The following is a 15,691-nucleotide window of genomic DNA, read 5'->3' as shown; positions in this document are numbered from 1 at the left end:
GTGCTCCCAGGCTGCCCGTGCAGTCGCTGTCTGCGCCGCCGTGCTTGCGCTGGCTGCGGGGCTGAGGCGGGATCCTCCACACCTACATCGCCACCTTCCTCGACCAGCACGCCCTGGGCGGCTCCCGCGACCTCGTGCTGCTGGTCTTCGGCATCGCCTCCGTGGTGAGCATCCTCGTCACCGGAGCCCTGGTCGACCGCCGGCTGCGCACGCTGACCGTCGTCAGCGGCGTCCTGGCCCTGATGACGCCCGTCCTGCTCGTCGTCCTCGGCGCCCGCACCCACGCCTTCCCCGCCGCACGCCCGGGCACGGAATGACGACCCGCTGACCCCCCGCCCGCGCGAACCCCGCAACCCCGGCCCGGCACCCGTTCCCCGCGGGCCGGACCGGGCCGGGCCCGGCCTTGCCGCCGGCGACGAAGTGACGCGGGCCCGTGGGTGGGACGGCGGAACCGTCACCGGCTCACGTGCCGGGCTCGGCTCCGCGTGCCTACGGGGCGCCGTACGCCGGACACACGGCCGGCTAGGCGTCCGGCAGTGACGCCGTCAGGTGCTCCCACGCCGCGTGCACGTCCTCGCCGACGATCCCGAACTGTGTGATGACCGCGACGCAGCGGCCGTCCTCGTCGTCGAGTTCGATCGCCGACGTCGGGCCGTGCGCCGCCGTGGAGCGGACGAGGTGGCACGCCCGGACGCCCGCGAGATCGATCTCCACCGAGCTCTCCGCGACCGCCGCGAACACCCGCCCGCCGACGGTCCGGTCGGTGACGTGCACCCGGCCGCCGCACGCCTGGAGGGCCGCCGGGGCGAACACCGCGACGCCGATCGGCAGCCCGACGGAGCAGACGTGGTCGAGCACCGCGGGCACGACGCCGGCCTCGATCGTCCGGTGCTCGCCGCGGTACCGGTGGAACGCCCGGCGCCGGGCGGTGCCGCCGTCCGCGAGGACCGCGTCGAGCTGGGCGAGCTGGTCGCCGTTCTCCCAGGCCGGCACCTCGGGCGCCGCGGGCGGTACGGCGGCCGACGCCCCGGCGTCGACCGTGCGGGCGAGTCCGGCCAGCAGCCGGTCCCCCTCGGACAGCAGCCGCCCCTGGTGCGCGGTCCGGCCGGCCGCGTCGAACAGGTGCAGGGCGACCGAGCCGGTGCCCTCGTCCCGCGCGACCACGGCCGAGGCGATCCCGGCGCCGTCGACGCGCAGCGCGATCGAGCCCGGGGTGACGGCGAACGCGTCGCCGCGAAGACTCGGGACGGCGTAACCGCCGGCCTGGTCGATCCGTGCGACCGGACCTCCGGTGACCGCCTGGACGTGCTGGAAGAGCGTCAGGCAGCGCGCCAGCTCCGGCATCCGCGCGTCGATCAGCCGCACGCTGCCGTTGCGCCGGCCGCAGCACCTCTCGAACGCGCACCGGCCGTCGGCGCCCCGCGGCCCGGGATCGTGGTCCGTCATGCTCAGTACACGTCCCGCACGTAGCGCTTCGCCCGGCGCAGGCCCGCGAGGTACTCGGCGGCGTCGTCGTCCCCGCGTCCGCGCTGCTCGGCGATGACGCCCATCAGGGCCGCCTCGACGTCCTTGGCCATGCGGGAGGCGTCGCCGCAGACGTAGACGTGCGCGCCGTCCTCCAGCCACGCGTACAGCTCGCGCGACCGCTCCCGCATCCGGGTCTGCACGTAGACCTTCTCGGCCTGGTCGCGCGAGAACGCCAGGTCGAGTTCGGTGAGCACACCGCGCTCGCGCAGCTCGGTCAGCTCGTCCTCGTAGACGAAGTCGGTGGCGCGGTGCTGGTCGCCGAAGAACAGCCAGTTGCGCCCGGCGGCGCCCCGCGCGGCCCGCTCGTGCAGGAAGCCGCGGAACGGCGCGATGCCCGTGCCGGGGCCGATCATGACCATCGGGGCGTCGTCGTCCGCCGGGACGCCGAAGGAGGCGTTCGGCTGGAGGTGGACGCCCACGGTCGCGCCCTCGCCGACGCGGTCCGCGAGGTAGGTCGACGCGACGCCCTCGTACCGGCGGTGCGGGGTGCCGTACCGGACGGACGCGACGGTGAGGTGGATGCGGTCCGGGTGGGCGAGCGGACTCGACGAGATCGAGTACTGCCGTGCCTGGAGCGGCCGCAGGAACGGCAGCAGCTCGTCGAGGCCGGGTGCGGCCGCCCCGGCGTCACGGAGCAGGTCGAACACGTCCCGGCCCCAGAGCCAGGAGTCGAGGTCGGACCGGTCGCCGTGCGCGACGACCGAGGCGAGGTCGCTCGACGGCGCCCGCTCGACGAGGTCGGCGACCAGCTCCTTCGACGGGGTGCGGATCTCGCGTTCGGTGCGCAGCACCTCGGCGAGCGGCCGCCCGTCGACCTCCTCGTCACCGCTCGCGCCGAGCTGTTCCAGGAGCGCGCCGACGAGCGTGTCGTCGTTCACCGGTACGACGGCGAGCGCGTCGCCGGCCTCGTAGGTGATGCCGCTGTCGCCCAGGTCGAACTCGTAGTGGCGGATCTCCTTGGCGCTGCCCGGAGCGGACAGCAGCCGGTTCACCGCGAGCCGGGACCGGTACGGGTTGCGCCGGTTCCAGGCGGAGCGGGGCCGGGCGGACGCCTTCGCGGCCGTACCCGCAGCCGTACCCGTGCCCGCCCCCGTGCCCGTACCCGTGCCCGGCCCCGTCGCGCCGGTCTCCGCGGCGACCCGGTCCAGGACCGCCGCCGTCCACACCGCCGCGGGCTCCTCGAAGTCCACGTCGCAGTCGACGCGGTCGTGCACCCGGCCGGCGCCGAGCTGCTCCAGGCGGGTGTCGATGAGCTTCGCGGCCTGGCAGAAGTCGTCGTAGCCGCGGTCGCCGAGCCCGAGGACCGCGTAGCGCAGACCCTCCAGCCGCGGTGCCGTGCCGGCCTGGAGCGCCTCCCAGAACAGCCCGGCGTTGTCGGGCATCTCGCCCTCGCCGTACGTCGAGGTGACGACGAGCACATGGGACATCGCGGCGAGCCGCTCGGGCGTGACGGCGTCGAGCGCGGTGGCGGCCGCGCCGAGGCCGCGGGCGCGGGCCCCGGCGACGAGCTCGTCGGCGAGGAACTCGGCGTTGCCGGTCTGCGTGCCGAACAGCACGTCGATCGTCGCGGCGGGCACGTCGCCCGCCGCGCCGTCCTGGCGTCCGGCGGCCGCGATGCCGGCGATGAACCCGGCGAGCCAGGCCTCCTGCTCGGCGGAGAACGGCGCGTCGGCCGGGATGAGGGACCCGGTCGGGGGCATCAGGGTCACGCGGTCACCGTCTCGGTCGGGGCCTGCGGGGCACGGCGTCCGGCGATGTCGGCGAGTGCCGCGGTCGCGAGCAGCTCGTCGAACCGGGCGGCCCGTACGCGGCCGGCGTTCTTCGTGTTCTGGTGGACGATCCAGCCGTAGGTGCCGGGGGCGTCCACGCTGAGGTTGTTGCGCTGCCGGAGCGCCTGCTTGTAGTCGTCGAGGCGCTTGACCGCGATGAGCGTGGCGAGCTCGCCGTCGTCGAACCGCTCCAGCGTGCCGCGCAGGTATTTCACGACGCGCTGCCTGACGAAGAAGTCCTCGGTGAGGACGAGGTTGCGGACGGCCTCGGCGACCCGCGGGTCGCCCGGACCGCTCGCCCCGGGCACCCGCTGGAGCGCGACGTCCTGCGCGACGCCGAGCACCGTGTACGACGACAGCAGCGAGAACATGTCGTCGCCGCCCTCGTCGCCGAAGGCCGGGGCACGGCCGCCGAGCACGGTGCGGCGGTCGCGGTAGTCGACCTTGAACGCGCGGAGCTTGTCCGTGGCGATCGAGGTCGCCAGCTCGTCGAGGAGCTGGCCGCGGGTCGCGGCGGCGAGGATCTCCCCGGCGTCCTGGTACAGCAGCAGCGCCCGGGGCATCCCGCAGTACACGTGCTGCCGCTCGCCCTCCCAGTCCTCCAGCAGCCGGGCCGCGAGCGGCGATCCGGTCGCCTCCAGGTGCCAGGTCAGGAGCAGCCGTACGGCCTCCTCGTGGAAGGCGCCGTGCCCGGTGTCGGTCACCGGGAACACCAGCAGCGAGTCGGCGCTCACCCGGCCGGGCAGTTCGCCCGACGGGTCGTACTGGTAGAGGAACCCGCCGCTCATGCCGTTGCCGAGGCCCTTGCCGAAGCCGCCGAGGTTGAGCACGGTGCCGCCGGTCATGTACTCGCAGCCGAAGTCGCCGACGCCCTCGACGACCGCGGTCGCGCCGGAGTTGCGCACGGCGAACCGGTCACCGGCCTCGCCCTGCACGAACGTCCGGCCGCCGGTCGCGCCGAACAGCGCGAAGTTCCCGACGAGCACGTTGCCGCCGCGCTCCGCGCTGCCGCCGCCCGGGGCGCGCACGACGATCCGGCCGCCGCTCTGGCTCTTGCCGACGCCGTCGTTGGCGGTGCCGGTGTGTTCGAGGGTGATGCCGTCGTTGCAGAACACGCCGTACGACTGGCCGGCGGACCCGGTGGTGCGGATGCGGACGGCGCCGTCGACGAGGCGGCGGCGGCCGCGGTCGTCGGTGGTGACGGCGGGCGCGTCCACGAGACCGTCCGGTCCGTGGTTGAGGAGCCGTTCGACGTCGATGCCGAGCTGTCCGCCGACGGACTTGTCGCTGTTGCCGAGGCGGATGCCCTCGACGAGCAGGGACGGCTCGCGCCGGTCGAGGAGCGCGGCGCGGACGCGCTCGACGAGGGCGTCGTCGGTGGTGAAGTCCTTCTCCAGGTACTCCGGGTCCTCGACGACCTTCTCGGGCACGCGGGCGAGCAGCCGGCGCACGTCGAGCCGTCCGACGCTCGCGGGGTGGTCGAGCAGCTGGAGCAGGTCCGTGCGGCCCCGGGCCTCGCGCAGCGACCGCAGGCCGAGGCGGGCCAGGATCTGCCGGACGTCGTGCGCGATGTTCAGCAGGTACTGCGCCAGCGCGCGCGGGTCGCCCTCGAAGGCCTCGGCGTTCGTGGTGAGCCCGGCGGGGCACTTCACGTTGCAGTTCTTCGCCATGACGCAGCCCAGCATCATCAGCGCGGTCGTGCCGAACTCGAAGCTGTCGCCGCCGAGCAGCGCCGACGTGACGACGTCGCCGCCGGTCTGGTGCGCGCCGGAACAGCGCAGGACGACCTTCTGCCGCAGCCCGTTGGCGAGGAGCGCCTGGTGCACCTCGGCGACGCCGATCTCCGCCGACCGCCCCGCGTACTTCAGGCTCGTGACGGCCGCGGCGCCCGTGCCGCCGGTGTTCCCGGCGACGTTGATGACGTCCGCGCCGGCCTTGGCGACGCCGACCGCGATGGTGCCGATGCCCTCCGAGGACACCAGCTTCACGACCACCCGCACCCGTGCGGCCTTGCAGTCGTGGATGAGCTGCGCGAGGTCCTCGATGGAGTACGTGTCGTGGTGCGGCGGCGGTGAGATCAGCTCGATGCCCGGGGTGCCGCCGCGCGCGGCCGCGATGTCGACGGTGACCTTCGGCGCGGGCAGCTGGCCGCCCTCGCCCGGCTTCGCCCCCTGCCCGATCTTGATCTCCAGCTCCTCCAGCATCGGATCGGCGAGGTAACCCGCCCAGATGCCGAACCGGCCGGACGCGAACTGCTTGATCCGGGAGCCGCGGACGGTGCCGTACCGGGAGTGGTGCTCGCCGCCCTCACCGCTGTTCGACAGCGCGCCGACCATGTTCGCGCCGTGCGCGACGGCCTCGTGCGCGGTCGCCACGAGCGCGCCGTGGCTCATCGCGCCGGAGGCGAGCGCGCGGGTGATCTCGTGCGCGGGCTGCACCTCGTCGAGCGGCACGCTGTCGGGCGCGCCGTCGAGGAGGGTGAGCAGCCGTGCGGCGGAACCGGTGGCGGTGACGACGACGCCGTCGGCCCCCGCGTCGAGCGGGGTGACCTCGCCGGGGTGGGCGAGGGCGAGCCCTTCGGCGAGGGCGGCGTGGCGCCGGGCGTCGTCGTCGGATCCGGTGGGTCCGGCGGGGGTGAGGCGCAGCCGGACCGTCACCGCGCCGCCGTCGGGCCGGTCCGTGACGGTCGCGACGACCCCGCGGGCCGTGACGCTCGCGTTCCCGGTCGTGGAGAACCGGCCCAGCTCACGGGCGAAGTCCTCCGGCGTGCGCAGCCCGGTGAGGTCCGCGGGCAGCGCGAGCACGTCCCGCAGCGCGGACGGGCGGCGGGACCGCTCCTCGTGCGTCGTCCGCAGGAAGGCGCGGTACCCGGGCGTGATCCGGAACGCGTTGATCTCGGCGTCGCTGAGCGCGTCGTACCCGGTGTTGCGGTACGCGGCGTCGGTGATGCCGAACGCGTCGTCGAGCCCGCCGAGCGTGAGCAGCCGGAGCGCTTCCGGGTCGCCGGGCCGTTCGAACTGCGGCCGCTCCTCGACCATGTCGCCGAAGCCGCGCACGGCCGAGACGCCGAACGAGTGCCCGGCGCCGTCCGACCGCTCCTTGAACAGGCCGAGCAGCGGGATCTGCTGCTCCGTCGCCACGGTGCGGGCCCGCTCGTGCCACTCCGTCGCGGCCTGTGCGATGCGGGCGAACCCGACACCGCCGACCGGGGCCTCCATGTGCGGGAAGATCCGCGCGAACACGTCGTCGCGGGTGTCGAGGTAGTTCGGTTCGAAGAACTCGCCGCCGATGTAGCTCTCGGCGGTGCACAGCCCGACGCGGCCCATGGTCTTGGCGAGGGACTTCTCGGCCGCCTTGCGGAACCTGGCCAGCGCCCGGTCGGTCTCGGTGATCTCGCCCGCGGGGGCCGGCGCGCTCGGGTGCTTCTCCTCGGCGCGCAGCCGTGCGCTGAGGCTGTAGACCGCCGAGGCGCCGAAGCCGAGCGCGGTCGCGACGTGGTGCGAGGAGGACAGCTGCCCGCTCTCCGCCACGATCGAGGCGCGCAGCCGCAGCCCGGTCTCGATGAGGCGCTGGTTCACCGCCGCGACGGCGAGGATCACCGGCAGCGGCGCGCGCGTCGAGGAGATCGCCCGGTCGGTGAGGAGCGCGATGCCGCCCCGCTCGGCGGCGAACCGCTCCACGTCGTCGCAGAGCACGTGCAGGGCCGACCGCAGCGCGTCGGCGTTCGCCTGCTCGTCGCCCGGCACCGGGTCGTAGAGCATGGCGAACCGCTCCAGCGGCACGATCCGCTGGTCGCGCAGCCGGACCATGTCGAGGTGCCCGAGCACGGGCGACGACACGACGAGCTGCCGGCCGCTGGTGTGGTGGGTGCCGTCGGGCTTCGGGCCGAGCGCGACCCGCATGCTCATGCCGTCGGCCTCGCGGATGCTGTCCAGCGGCGGGTTGGTCACCTGGGCGAAGCGCTGCGAGAAGTACTTCGCCATGCCGCCCTCGGTGTCGCTGAGCGCGTTGATGGCGTTGCCGTAGCCCATCGCCGAGATCCGCTCCGACCCGTCGGCGAGCATCGGGTCGAGCATGAACCGGAAGCTCTCCTGGTTCAGCGAGTACGCCACGTACCGGCCGGCGAGGGTGAGGTCGCCGTCGTAGCCGAGCGTCGTCGTGCCGCGGTAGTAGTCGGGGGCGGGCAGGTCGTCGAGGTTCACCCGGGCCGCGCCGAGCAGCTCGCTGTACGGCCGGCGCGCGGCGAGGGCGTCGAGCACCTCGCGGGTGCGCATCCGGCGGCCGGTGCGGTGGTCGACGACGAGCATGCCGCCGGCCTCGATCCGGCCCCGGTGCACGACCTCGTCGTCGGGGAACGCGACCTGGCCGGCCTCCGACGCCACCATGAGGTACTCGGCGGTCTCGACGGTGCGCAGCGGGCGCAGGCCGAGCCGGTCGAGCCGGGCGCCGACGATGTCCCCGTCGCTGAAGATCACGGCCGCCGGGCCGTCGTTCTTCTCCTCGTACAGCGAGAAGTACTCCAGCATGTCCCGGACGCCGGCGGGCAGGGTGCGGTCGTTCTCCCACGCGGGCGGCATGAGCGACACGACCGCCTCGACGATGTCCAGGCCGTCGTCGAACACCCGGCTCTGGAGGGTCTGGTCGAGCCGGGAGGAGTCGGACTGCCCCGGCGGGCGCACGATGCTGCGCGTCCGGGCCCGCGCGAGGGCCTCGTCGGAGAGCCGGTTCTTGCGGTCGGTGTTCAGCTCGCCGTTGTGCGCCATGAGGCGGAAGGGCTGCGCCATGGTCGGGTGCGGCTCGGTGTTCGTGGAGAACCGGGTGTGGAAGTACAGCGACCGCACGGAGTGCCGCGGATCGCCGAGGTCGCGGAAGTACGGGATGACCTCGCCGGAGTTGAGCCGTCCCTTGAGCACCTGCGTGCGCGCGCTCAGCGAGAGCGGGTACAGCCCGGCGTACGCGTCGTCGGCGTAGGCGACGGCCTCGACCGCGAGCAGGGCACGGTTGGCCGCCGCGTCGACGTCGGGGGGCTCCCACCCCTCGGGGGCCCGGAACACCCACTGCACGATGGGCAGCTGGTACTGCTCGGCGACGGGCCGGGCGACGGTGTGGTCCACGGGGACGTCGCGGACCAGCAGCACGTCGAAGCCCTGCTCGGCGATGCTCCGCCCGACGAGGTCCACCGCGCCGTCGCGGCGGCCGGCGTCGGTGGGCACGAAGCAGTTCGCGACGCCGAAGTGCCCGGCGCGCAGGTCCTCGCCGGTGAGCGCGCCGAAGAACTCCACCGACAGGTCGACGCTCACGCCCGCGCCGTCGCCGACGCCCTCGGACGATGCGCCGCCCCGGTGCGGGATGGCGCGGAGCGCTTCGTCGCCCTTGCGGATGACGTCGTGGCTCGGTGTCCCGTCGAGGCGGGTGATGAAGCCGACGCCGCAGTCGCTGTGGTCGAGGGCGGGGTCGTACAGACCGAAGGCCGAGGAGGGTGCAAGGTTCAAGTGCGGGTCCTGTGCGCGGGTGCCGGCTGGGGATACCTCCCAGGCCCTTGAGGCACTGGGGGAGGACGGCCAGGCTGCGTCGGTGGAGCGCTCGCCGCGGGCGGACCGGTGTGACGGCCGAGGCCCTGAGTGGTGCGATTGTTGACAGTAAGCCTTGCCTAACTTCCGCCGCAAGGGTGTGCCCTGCACGTATGCGTCACATCGCCGTCGCCGCCGCGCGCCCGCCGGCCCCCGGGGCGGGGACCGGAAGGCGCGGGCTGGGCACGGGAGCGGCGGCCCTGTCGCTGACCGCCCCCGGGAGCGCGTCCGCCGCGTCGGCCGCCCCCCGAGGCCGTCCCCACGGTCACCCCCGGCGCGCGCGCCGGCTTCCCGCGGCTGCGGCGGATCAGGGCCGGGCTGCTGGACGTCGGCTACGCCGAACCGGGCCCCGCCCACGGCCCCGCGGTCATCTGCCTGCACGGCTGGCCGTACGACATCCACAGCTACGTCGACGTCGCCCCGCTGCCGGCCGAGCAGGGTTACCGGGTGATCGTCCCGTACCTGCGCGGCCACGGCACCACGCGCTTCCTCTCCGGCCGGACGTTCCGCAACGCCCAGCAGTCGGCCATCGCCCTCGACGTCATCGCCCCGATGGACGCCCTGGAGATCGAGAGGGCCGTGCCGGCCGGCTTCGACCGGGACCGTCAGGTCCGCACGGCCCCCGGGACCGTCAGGTCGTCCGCGCCGGCCCGCCCGCCGCCGCGCGCAGATGCTCGATCCCGGTGTCGAGTGCCGCCCTGAGATGGGTGGAGTCCCCCGTGGACATCATGATGGCCACGCCTCCCTGGATGCCCGCCAGCAGCGCGGCGGCCGTCCGGTCCACGTCGAGGGCCGGCGACACCAGGCCGTTCGTCTGGAGGGCGCGCACACCGCGCGCGAGCTGCCGCTGCCATTGGCGCATCAGCTCCGTCACGATCGCCCGCGCTCCGGGACGGGACCGCCCGACCTGGAGGAACAGCGACCCCAACGGGCAGTGGTCGCCCTGCCGTTCGTACCGTTCCACCACCACGTCCCGCCACTCCTGCCAGGACTCCCACGAGTCCAGACGCCCCAGGTGCGGCTGCTGGTCCGCCAGGACGCGGTCGGCCTCGAACCGGGCCACCGCCAGCAGCAGTTCGTCCTTGCCGTCGGGGAAGTAGTGGAAGAGCTGGCTCTTGCTCGTACCGGTGCGGGCGCGGATGTCGTCGAGGGTCGTGAAGGCGACCCCCTGTTCGCGCAGCACCTCGGCAGCCCCCTCGACGATGCGGGCCCGCGTGGCGCGGCCCTTCGCGGTCGGCGCGTCCGGCATCCGGCCTCCTCCCTCTCCGTCGGATCAACGACCCCACGCTACCGGCACGGGCCCCCGGTCTGGACTTGCCGGTCCATTTTCTCCGGCGCACAGTGGTCCGCACACCGCCGGACAAGGGAGAGCGCGCCATGGGTGCACGACTGCGGAACAAGACGGCGCTGGTCACGGGCTCGACCAGCAACATCGGGCGGGCGATCGCCGAAGCGTTCGCCGCCGAGGGAGCCCACGTCATCGTGTCCGGGCGCACCCCGGAGCGAGGAGCACAGGTCGTCGAAGGGATCCGGGCGTCCGGAGGCCGGGCCGACTTCCTGGCGGCGGACCTCGACGGCAGCGCGGAGGCTTCCCAGGACCTGGCCGACCGGGCCCGGGAGACCTTGGGCGGGCGGATCGACATCCTGGTGAACAACGCCGGCGTCTACCCGGCCCCCGCCACCACCGACACCGACGAGGCGACGTTCGACAGGGTCTACGGAGTGAACGTGAAGGCCCCGTTCTTCCTCACCGCCGCCGTCGTCCCCGCCATGGTGGAGTCCGGTGGCGGTGCGATCGTCAACCTCGGCTCGTGGATCGCCCGCCTGGGCGTCCCCACCGGCGCGCTCTACAGCTCCACCAAGGGGGCCATGGAGACGCTCACACGGGCGTGGGCCGCGGAGTTCGGCCCGAGGGGAGTGCGGGTGAACGCCGTCTCACCGGGGGTGATCCTGCCCCCGGCCCCGGAGGGCGGCGAGCCCCACCCCGGCGAGATCATGATGAAGGGCACCCCGGCCGGTGACGTCGGCACGCCGGGCGCCATCGCGCAGGCCGTGGTCTGGCTGGCCGGCGACGAAGCGGCCTTCGTGCACGGAACCGTCGTGGACGTCGACGGCGGCAGGACGGGGGTCGCCGTCATCGCCGCGTAGCGCACGCCTTCACACCGGACCGGACGAGAAGCCGAGGGGCCCGGGTCTCCGGACCCGGACCTCGGGAACGACGGATCGGGCACGACGGATCGGGCACGACGGATCGGGCACGACGGATCGGGCACGACGGATCGGGCGACGGATCGGGCGACGGACATCGAAAACCGTCCGGCGCACGCGCCCGACATGGCGGGCAGCACTTACGCTGCTGGCTCCAACCAGTCGTCTCGGTCCAGGAGTTCAGTTGTCCTCGGCACCCCCGCCCCAGCGCAACAGCCCGAACCCGACGCCCGACCCGGGAACGGTCCCCGCGCCGGCCCCTCCGCGACCGTCCCGTGTGCGCAGGGCCCAGGCCTGGTTCGCGGTCTGAGCGAAGCCGGAAAAATAGGTCTCATCGGGGCGGTCATCACCACCGTCGGCGGCGGTCTCTTCGGGGTGATCATCGCCCTCATCCCCGTACTGGCCGGCGGATCGGGCGGCGAGCCGGAGCCGACGCCATCGGTCCTGCCCTCCGACACGACGTCCCCGTCGAGCGAGGCACCGGCGACTCCCACGTCCGCTGCTTCCTCTGCTTCCCCGACCGGGGCCACGCCCACCGAGGCCGCGTCGACGGCGCCGGCCACGTACAAGCTCGTCTACGAGAACCAGCCCATGAGCCTGGGCATCTCGAGCGAGCACCGCTCCACGCTCGACTTCGACACCCCCGAGGCCCGGAGTTACGGCTACGACGAGTGGGACGAGCTGAAGGCGGACGCCCAGGGGACCGGCGCCACCCTGGCACCGGACCTCTCGTACCACGACTACTACTACGGCTACCTCCAGCTCGGCGACGGCCGTAGCGCCGCCCAGCTGAGTCCCACGGAGGCGCCGGCCACCGCCGGGGAATGCGCCCGCGCGGCCCGGACCGGCGGCTTCAGCGAGACGTACATGACCGAATGGAAGCTCCCGGCGAAGACCGTGTTCTGCGTCGTGACCGACCAGGGCAACATCGTCCGCGCCGAGATCACCGGCTTCGTCGAATTGACGACCCCGACAAGGAGACCAACGACGCCCCCGAACAGATCAAGTTCACCGTCACGATGTGGGAGCCCGCGGGGTAGGCGATCCCGGCCGGGCGGCCGGCCCTCACCGAACCGGACGTCGGCCGAGGGCCGTTCGCCGGAACCGATGTCAGACCCGTACGCCATGATCGCCCCATGGAGCGTTCGAGCGCGGTACGGGGAGACGGGATGACGGCAGACGGGCCGCTGACGGCAGGCGGGCCGCTGACGGCAGGCGGGCTACTGACGGCAGGCGGGCTGCTGACGGCGCGGGCCGGGACGGTGGCGCTGGACGACCACCAGGTGGGGGCCGCGCTGGACGGGCTCGTGGACGGCTCGGGGTACTGGAGCGGCAAGGGGGCGCTGGCCGGTATCGAGCGGACGGGGCGCTATCTGGCCGGGACGTGGGCACCGGCCGAGCCGGACGAGGGTCCGGGACGCGCCGGGGAAGGGTCCTGGGCGCGGTTCATCGGGCGTATCGGTGCCGTGGCGCTGCGTGCCGCCGTGGAGCCCACCCGCGACGAGCGGCGCCGGCGTCTGCTCGCGCTGCTGGAGATCTGGGCCGACAGCCCCTTCGCCGATCCTCGGGCCCGGATACGCACCGGTCTCGTGCGGGTGGCCGAGGGCGGCCCCGCGGCCGTCCGGGACGAGCGAGGGGCGGCCGTCGTGGTCGGCTGGGCCGCCGACGGGCTGCGGAAGTTCGTCGACCTGCGGACGGGGGAGGCGGATCCGCCGAGCCTGGGGACGATCGAGGAGGTGACCGACGTCCCGCGGGGATGGGGCGGTGCCGAGCAGGTGCGCCGGCTGGTGGACCTCGTCCGGGAGCGCGGGCCGGTGCCGTGGGACCTCGACGCGGTGGGCGTGCTGAGGGACGGCACGGGGATGGGCCGGGCGGCGGCGTCCTTCGCGCTGGCGGGGGTGCTCGCCGGAGGGCGTCTTCCCCGCCTCGACACCAGGGAACGGGAGATCCACCGGCTCAAGGTGGCCGAGATCGAGGACGGCGTCCGCGAGCCCGGCCGGACGAGCTCGCTGGACCGCCTCGCGCTGGTGGCGGACGTGCTGCCCGAGGATCCCGCCGACCTGTGGGACCCGCAGGGCATGCGCACGGTGGCGGAGCGGATCGCGCGGGCGTGGCGGGAGCGGCACGGCCGGCGGACCGTGGTCCCGGAGCGCACCTTCAGCGCGGTCATCGACCTGCATCCGTTCCGGCTGTCGGCGGGCCGCTTCTGCGCGGCGTTCACCGACCCCACGTCCGTACGCGGTCTCCACTCGAACCTCGACACCTGGATCCGCAACAGCGACTTCCAACCCTTCGCGACCGCCGAGGGCTGGGACCTCGTCGACTTCGAGGACACCCTGCGTACCGTCGTCCCCAACCTCTTCTGGGTCGGCGCGGAGCTCCCCGCCGGCGACCCGGTCCGCGCCGGCGCGCCCGGCCTCGTACGGGCGCTGCGGGAGCGGTTGAACCACCCGGGCCTGCTGCTGCACGCCGGTCGTCTCAGCGGCTTGGTGGGGCGCACGGTCGCCGATGTGCACGACCGGTTCGGCTCGCGCCCCTACGTCGGCCCGGAGCCGCTGGACGTCGCGAGCGTCGACGACGGGCTGACCGTGGTCGTGGAGGGCGCCGTCGACCGCAGAGGCGAGCGGTTCCAGCCCGCGCTGTACTTCCGCCCGGCGTTCTACGGCGACGACGAGCGCTCCCGCACGCTGCTGGCGGCCCGGGCGGACTCCCGGTACGACCCGGAGATCGAGCTGGTCGAGTGGCTGCGCGGCCCGGCCTGCGCACGCATCGTCGAGCGGATCGAGGCCACTTCGGCGCCCTCGGGGTCGTACGAGACGAATCCGGCGCACTCCGCGCCCGACGTGCTGCGACAGGTCGTCGGCAGGCTCGGCATCGACGAGGACGCGGCAGCGCTCCACCTCCAGTTGCTGACCCTGCGAGCGCCGACCGACCGCAACGTCCGCCTGTGGAACGGCTGGAAGGCCGCCCGGCACCACAAGGCCGCCGCCGTGCTGGTCGAGCGCGGCCTGGCCGTCGAGGACAAGCGCCCCCGTGCGGGCCGTCAGCTCTTCCTCCCGGGCGAATGGATCCCGGCCGGGAAGCCCTACCAGCCCATGGAGGCGTGGAAGGCGGAACTGCTCGGAGTGGAACGCTCGTACAACGGCCGGCTGGAGAACCCCCTTCCCCTCCCCACCCGCACCCTGCCCGAACTGTTCGCCCACGCGTGGAGCCTGGTCGAGAGCGGACGGGGGCCCTCGGCGTAAGGACTCCTGCGGTCAGGCGGTGCTCACAACCGCCCTTCTGCTTGACGAGGTGGTCGGCGAGCTCGCTCAGGTTCCAGGTGGAGAACGCGGTGATGTCCAGTCGGCGGGGGACGTCCGGGCGGTCAGTCAGATGTGCTCGCGTACCTGCCCGTCGTGGGGGAGCGGCCTGTCGGCCCACGGCCACCAGATCGATCAGCGGCCCGGCCTGCCGGGCCGGGACCGCCTAACGGGTGGGGACGCTCGCACGGGCGAGGACGGACAACTCGAACGGGCGGAGCGCGTCGGTACGTTCCCACTCCGCAGGGCCGATCGTCTCGCGTTGCCGGGCGTACTCGATCGGCTGGAGCCGATGCTCCAGGAGGAGGGCGTCCATCTGCTCGATGCTGAGGAACGTCTGCCAGGGCTCGCCCTGCTCGGCCGCCGCTGCCATGACCAGCTCCGCGTACGACTGACCTGCCTCGTCGCGGAGTGCGGCCGGGAGGAGGTGCTCCACGACGAGCTCTGTGCCGGGTGCGAAGCCGCTGATAACGGCCAGGGTCTGCCTGATCGCCTCCGAGGTCAGGTACATCGTGACCCCGAGCCAGCTGACCAGCGCGGGTCGGCCCGGGTCGAAGCCGGCCCGCACGAGGTGATCGGTGAGTGACCGGGCGGACTCCTTCTCGAAGTCGACCGGGACGAAGAAGGCGGACGGTGGCACCGTCGTCCCGGTCTCGGCCAGCAGCGCGCGCTTCCAGTGCTGCGTCGTCGGCTTGTCCACCTCGAACACCCGCACGCCGTCGGCCAGTTCCGACCGGTAGGCGAAGGAGTCCAGCCCCGCGCCGAGGATCACGTACTGGTCGACGCCCCGGCCGGCCGACTCGGCCAGCCGGTCCTCGGTGTAGCGGCTGCGGGTGACGGCCGTCGTCCGCGCGCCGGACAGGACCGGGTGCCCACCATAGGACCGGTGGTAGCCGAGGAGTTCTTCAGCACGCTCACCCAGGAAGGTCTGCGCCAGGGTGTCGGCGAAGATCCAGGGAGTCTCGTCGACGAGGAGGTGTGCCGCGCGCGCTGCGGCCGACATGAGGGCGGTCTGGCTGGGTTGTCCCTTGTTCATCACGACGCCGGACATTAGCCCAATAATTTGACAGAATATCACAAAATGAAAACTTTCGAAAGGGCCTCCGAGTTCATTTTCGGTAACGAATACGACCCTTGCGCCCCTGTGAACAACCTGCGGGTCGGCTCCGAGAAGCGACGCCCCCCTGCGTGCGGAGCCACTGATCCGGGCCGGGCCTGTTGGTGGCCGAGTGGGCGGGCTTGCTGCACTCCGCTGCCGTCCCTTCATCCGATTGGCTCGTTGCGGGAGGGCGGTGCGCGGTGATGGATCAAGGTG

General features: G+C 73.4%; 9 protein-coding genes and 1 pseudogene. 5 read left to right on the top strand and 5 right to left on the bottom strand.

Annotation, left to right across the window (positions count from 1 at the left end; genetic code table 11):
• Positions 1-134 precede the first annotated feature (134 nt).
• On the top strand, positions 135-317 hold the full coding sequence (locus ACIP67_RS05460) for a hypothetical protein (protein ID WP_401687712.1): 183 nt from the start codon (positions 135-137) through the stop codon (positions 315-317).
• Between the two features lie 205 nt (positions 318-522).
• Here ACIP67_RS05460 and ACIP67_RS05455 read toward each other — a convergent pair whose 3' ends face one another.
• Genes ACIP67_RS05455 through ACIP67_RS05445 form a run of 3 tightly spaced genes read right to left on the bottom strand, consistent with a single transcriptional unit; the run spans position 523 to position 8,788 of the window.
• The gene (locus ACIP67_RS05455; protein ID WP_401687709.1) at positions 523-1,446 is read right to left on the bottom strand and encodes a hypothetical protein; all 924 of its coding nucleotides are present in this window, start codon (positions 1,444-1,446) and stop codon (positions 523-525) included.
• A 2-nt stretch (positions 1,447-1,448) separates the two neighbouring features.
• Complete coding sequence (locus tag ACIP67_RS05450) at positions 1,449-3,227, bottom strand: sulfite reductase subunit alpha (protein WP_401688124.1); 1,779 nt, start codon at positions 3,225-3,227, stop codon at positions 1,449-1,451.
• Positions 3,228-3,232: 5 nt separating this feature from the next.
• On the bottom strand, positions 3,233-8,788 hold the full coding sequence (locus ACIP67_RS05445; protein ID WP_401687706.1) for a glutamate synthase-related protein: 5,556 nt from the start codon (positions 8,786-8,788) through the stop codon (positions 3,233-3,235).
• A 191-nt stretch (positions 8,789-8,979) separates the two neighbouring features.
• Here ACIP67_RS05445 and ACIP67_RS05440 point away from each other — a divergent pair.
• Positions 8,980-9,463 (top strand): annotated as a pseudogene (locus ACIP67_RS05440) (alpha/beta fold hydrolase); the annotation flags it as partial.
• A 34-nt stretch (positions 9,464-9,497) separates the two neighbouring features.
• Here the strand turns inward: ACIP67_RS05440 and ACIP67_RS05435 are convergent.
• Entirely contained in the window at positions 9,498-10,115 is a 618-nt protein-coding gene (locus ACIP67_RS05435) for a TetR/AcrR family transcriptional regulator (RefSeq protein WP_401687704.1), read from the bottom strand.
• A 128-nt stretch (positions 10,116-10,243) separates the two neighbouring features.
• On the opposite strand from ACIP67_RS05435, the gene ACIP67_RS05430 reads away from it, so the two are divergent.
• From ACIP67_RS05430 to ACIP67_RS05420, 3 genes are all read left to right on the top strand, one after another.
• Positions 10,244-11,014 carry an SDR family NAD(P)-dependent oxidoreductase gene (locus ACIP67_RS05430; RefSeq protein WP_401687701.1) on the top strand — a complete coding sequence of 257 codons (771 nt, stop codon included), beginning with the start codon at positions 10,244-10,246 and terminating at the stop codon, positions 11,012-11,014.
• 435 nt (positions 11,015-11,449) lie between these two features.
• A complete protein-coding gene (locus ACIP67_RS05425) occupies positions 11,450-12,247 on the top strand; it encodes a hypothetical protein (RefSeq protein WP_401687698.1) in 798 nt (265 codons plus the stop codon).
• Positions 12,211-14,319, top strand: coding sequence for a hypothetical protein (locus ACIP67_RS05420; RefSeq protein ID WP_401687695.1), 2,109 nt, complete (start codon positions 12,211-12,213; stop codon positions 14,317-14,319). Before ACIP67_RS05425 ends, ACIP67_RS05420 begins: the two co-directional genes overlap by 37 nt.
• Before the next feature lie 223 nt (positions 14,320-14,542).
• Here the strand turns inward: ACIP67_RS05420 and ACIP67_RS05415 are convergent, their stop codons facing one another.
• A complete protein-coding gene (locus ACIP67_RS05415; RefSeq protein WP_401687692.1) occupies positions 14,543-15,427 on the bottom strand; it encodes a class I SAM-dependent methyltransferase in 885 nt (294 codons plus the stop codon).
• Positions 15,428-15,691 lie beyond the last annotated feature (264 nt).

It is taken from the genome of Streptomyces sp. NPDC088812, assembly GCF_044750285.1.
In the GTDB taxonomy this organism is placed as follows: Bacteria; Actinomycetota; Actinomycetes; order Streptomycetales; family Streptomycetaceae; genus Streptomyces.
The sequence above is the reverse complement of the archived record's forward strand: the minus strand, read 5'-3'. Positions and strand labels throughout refer to the sequence as shown.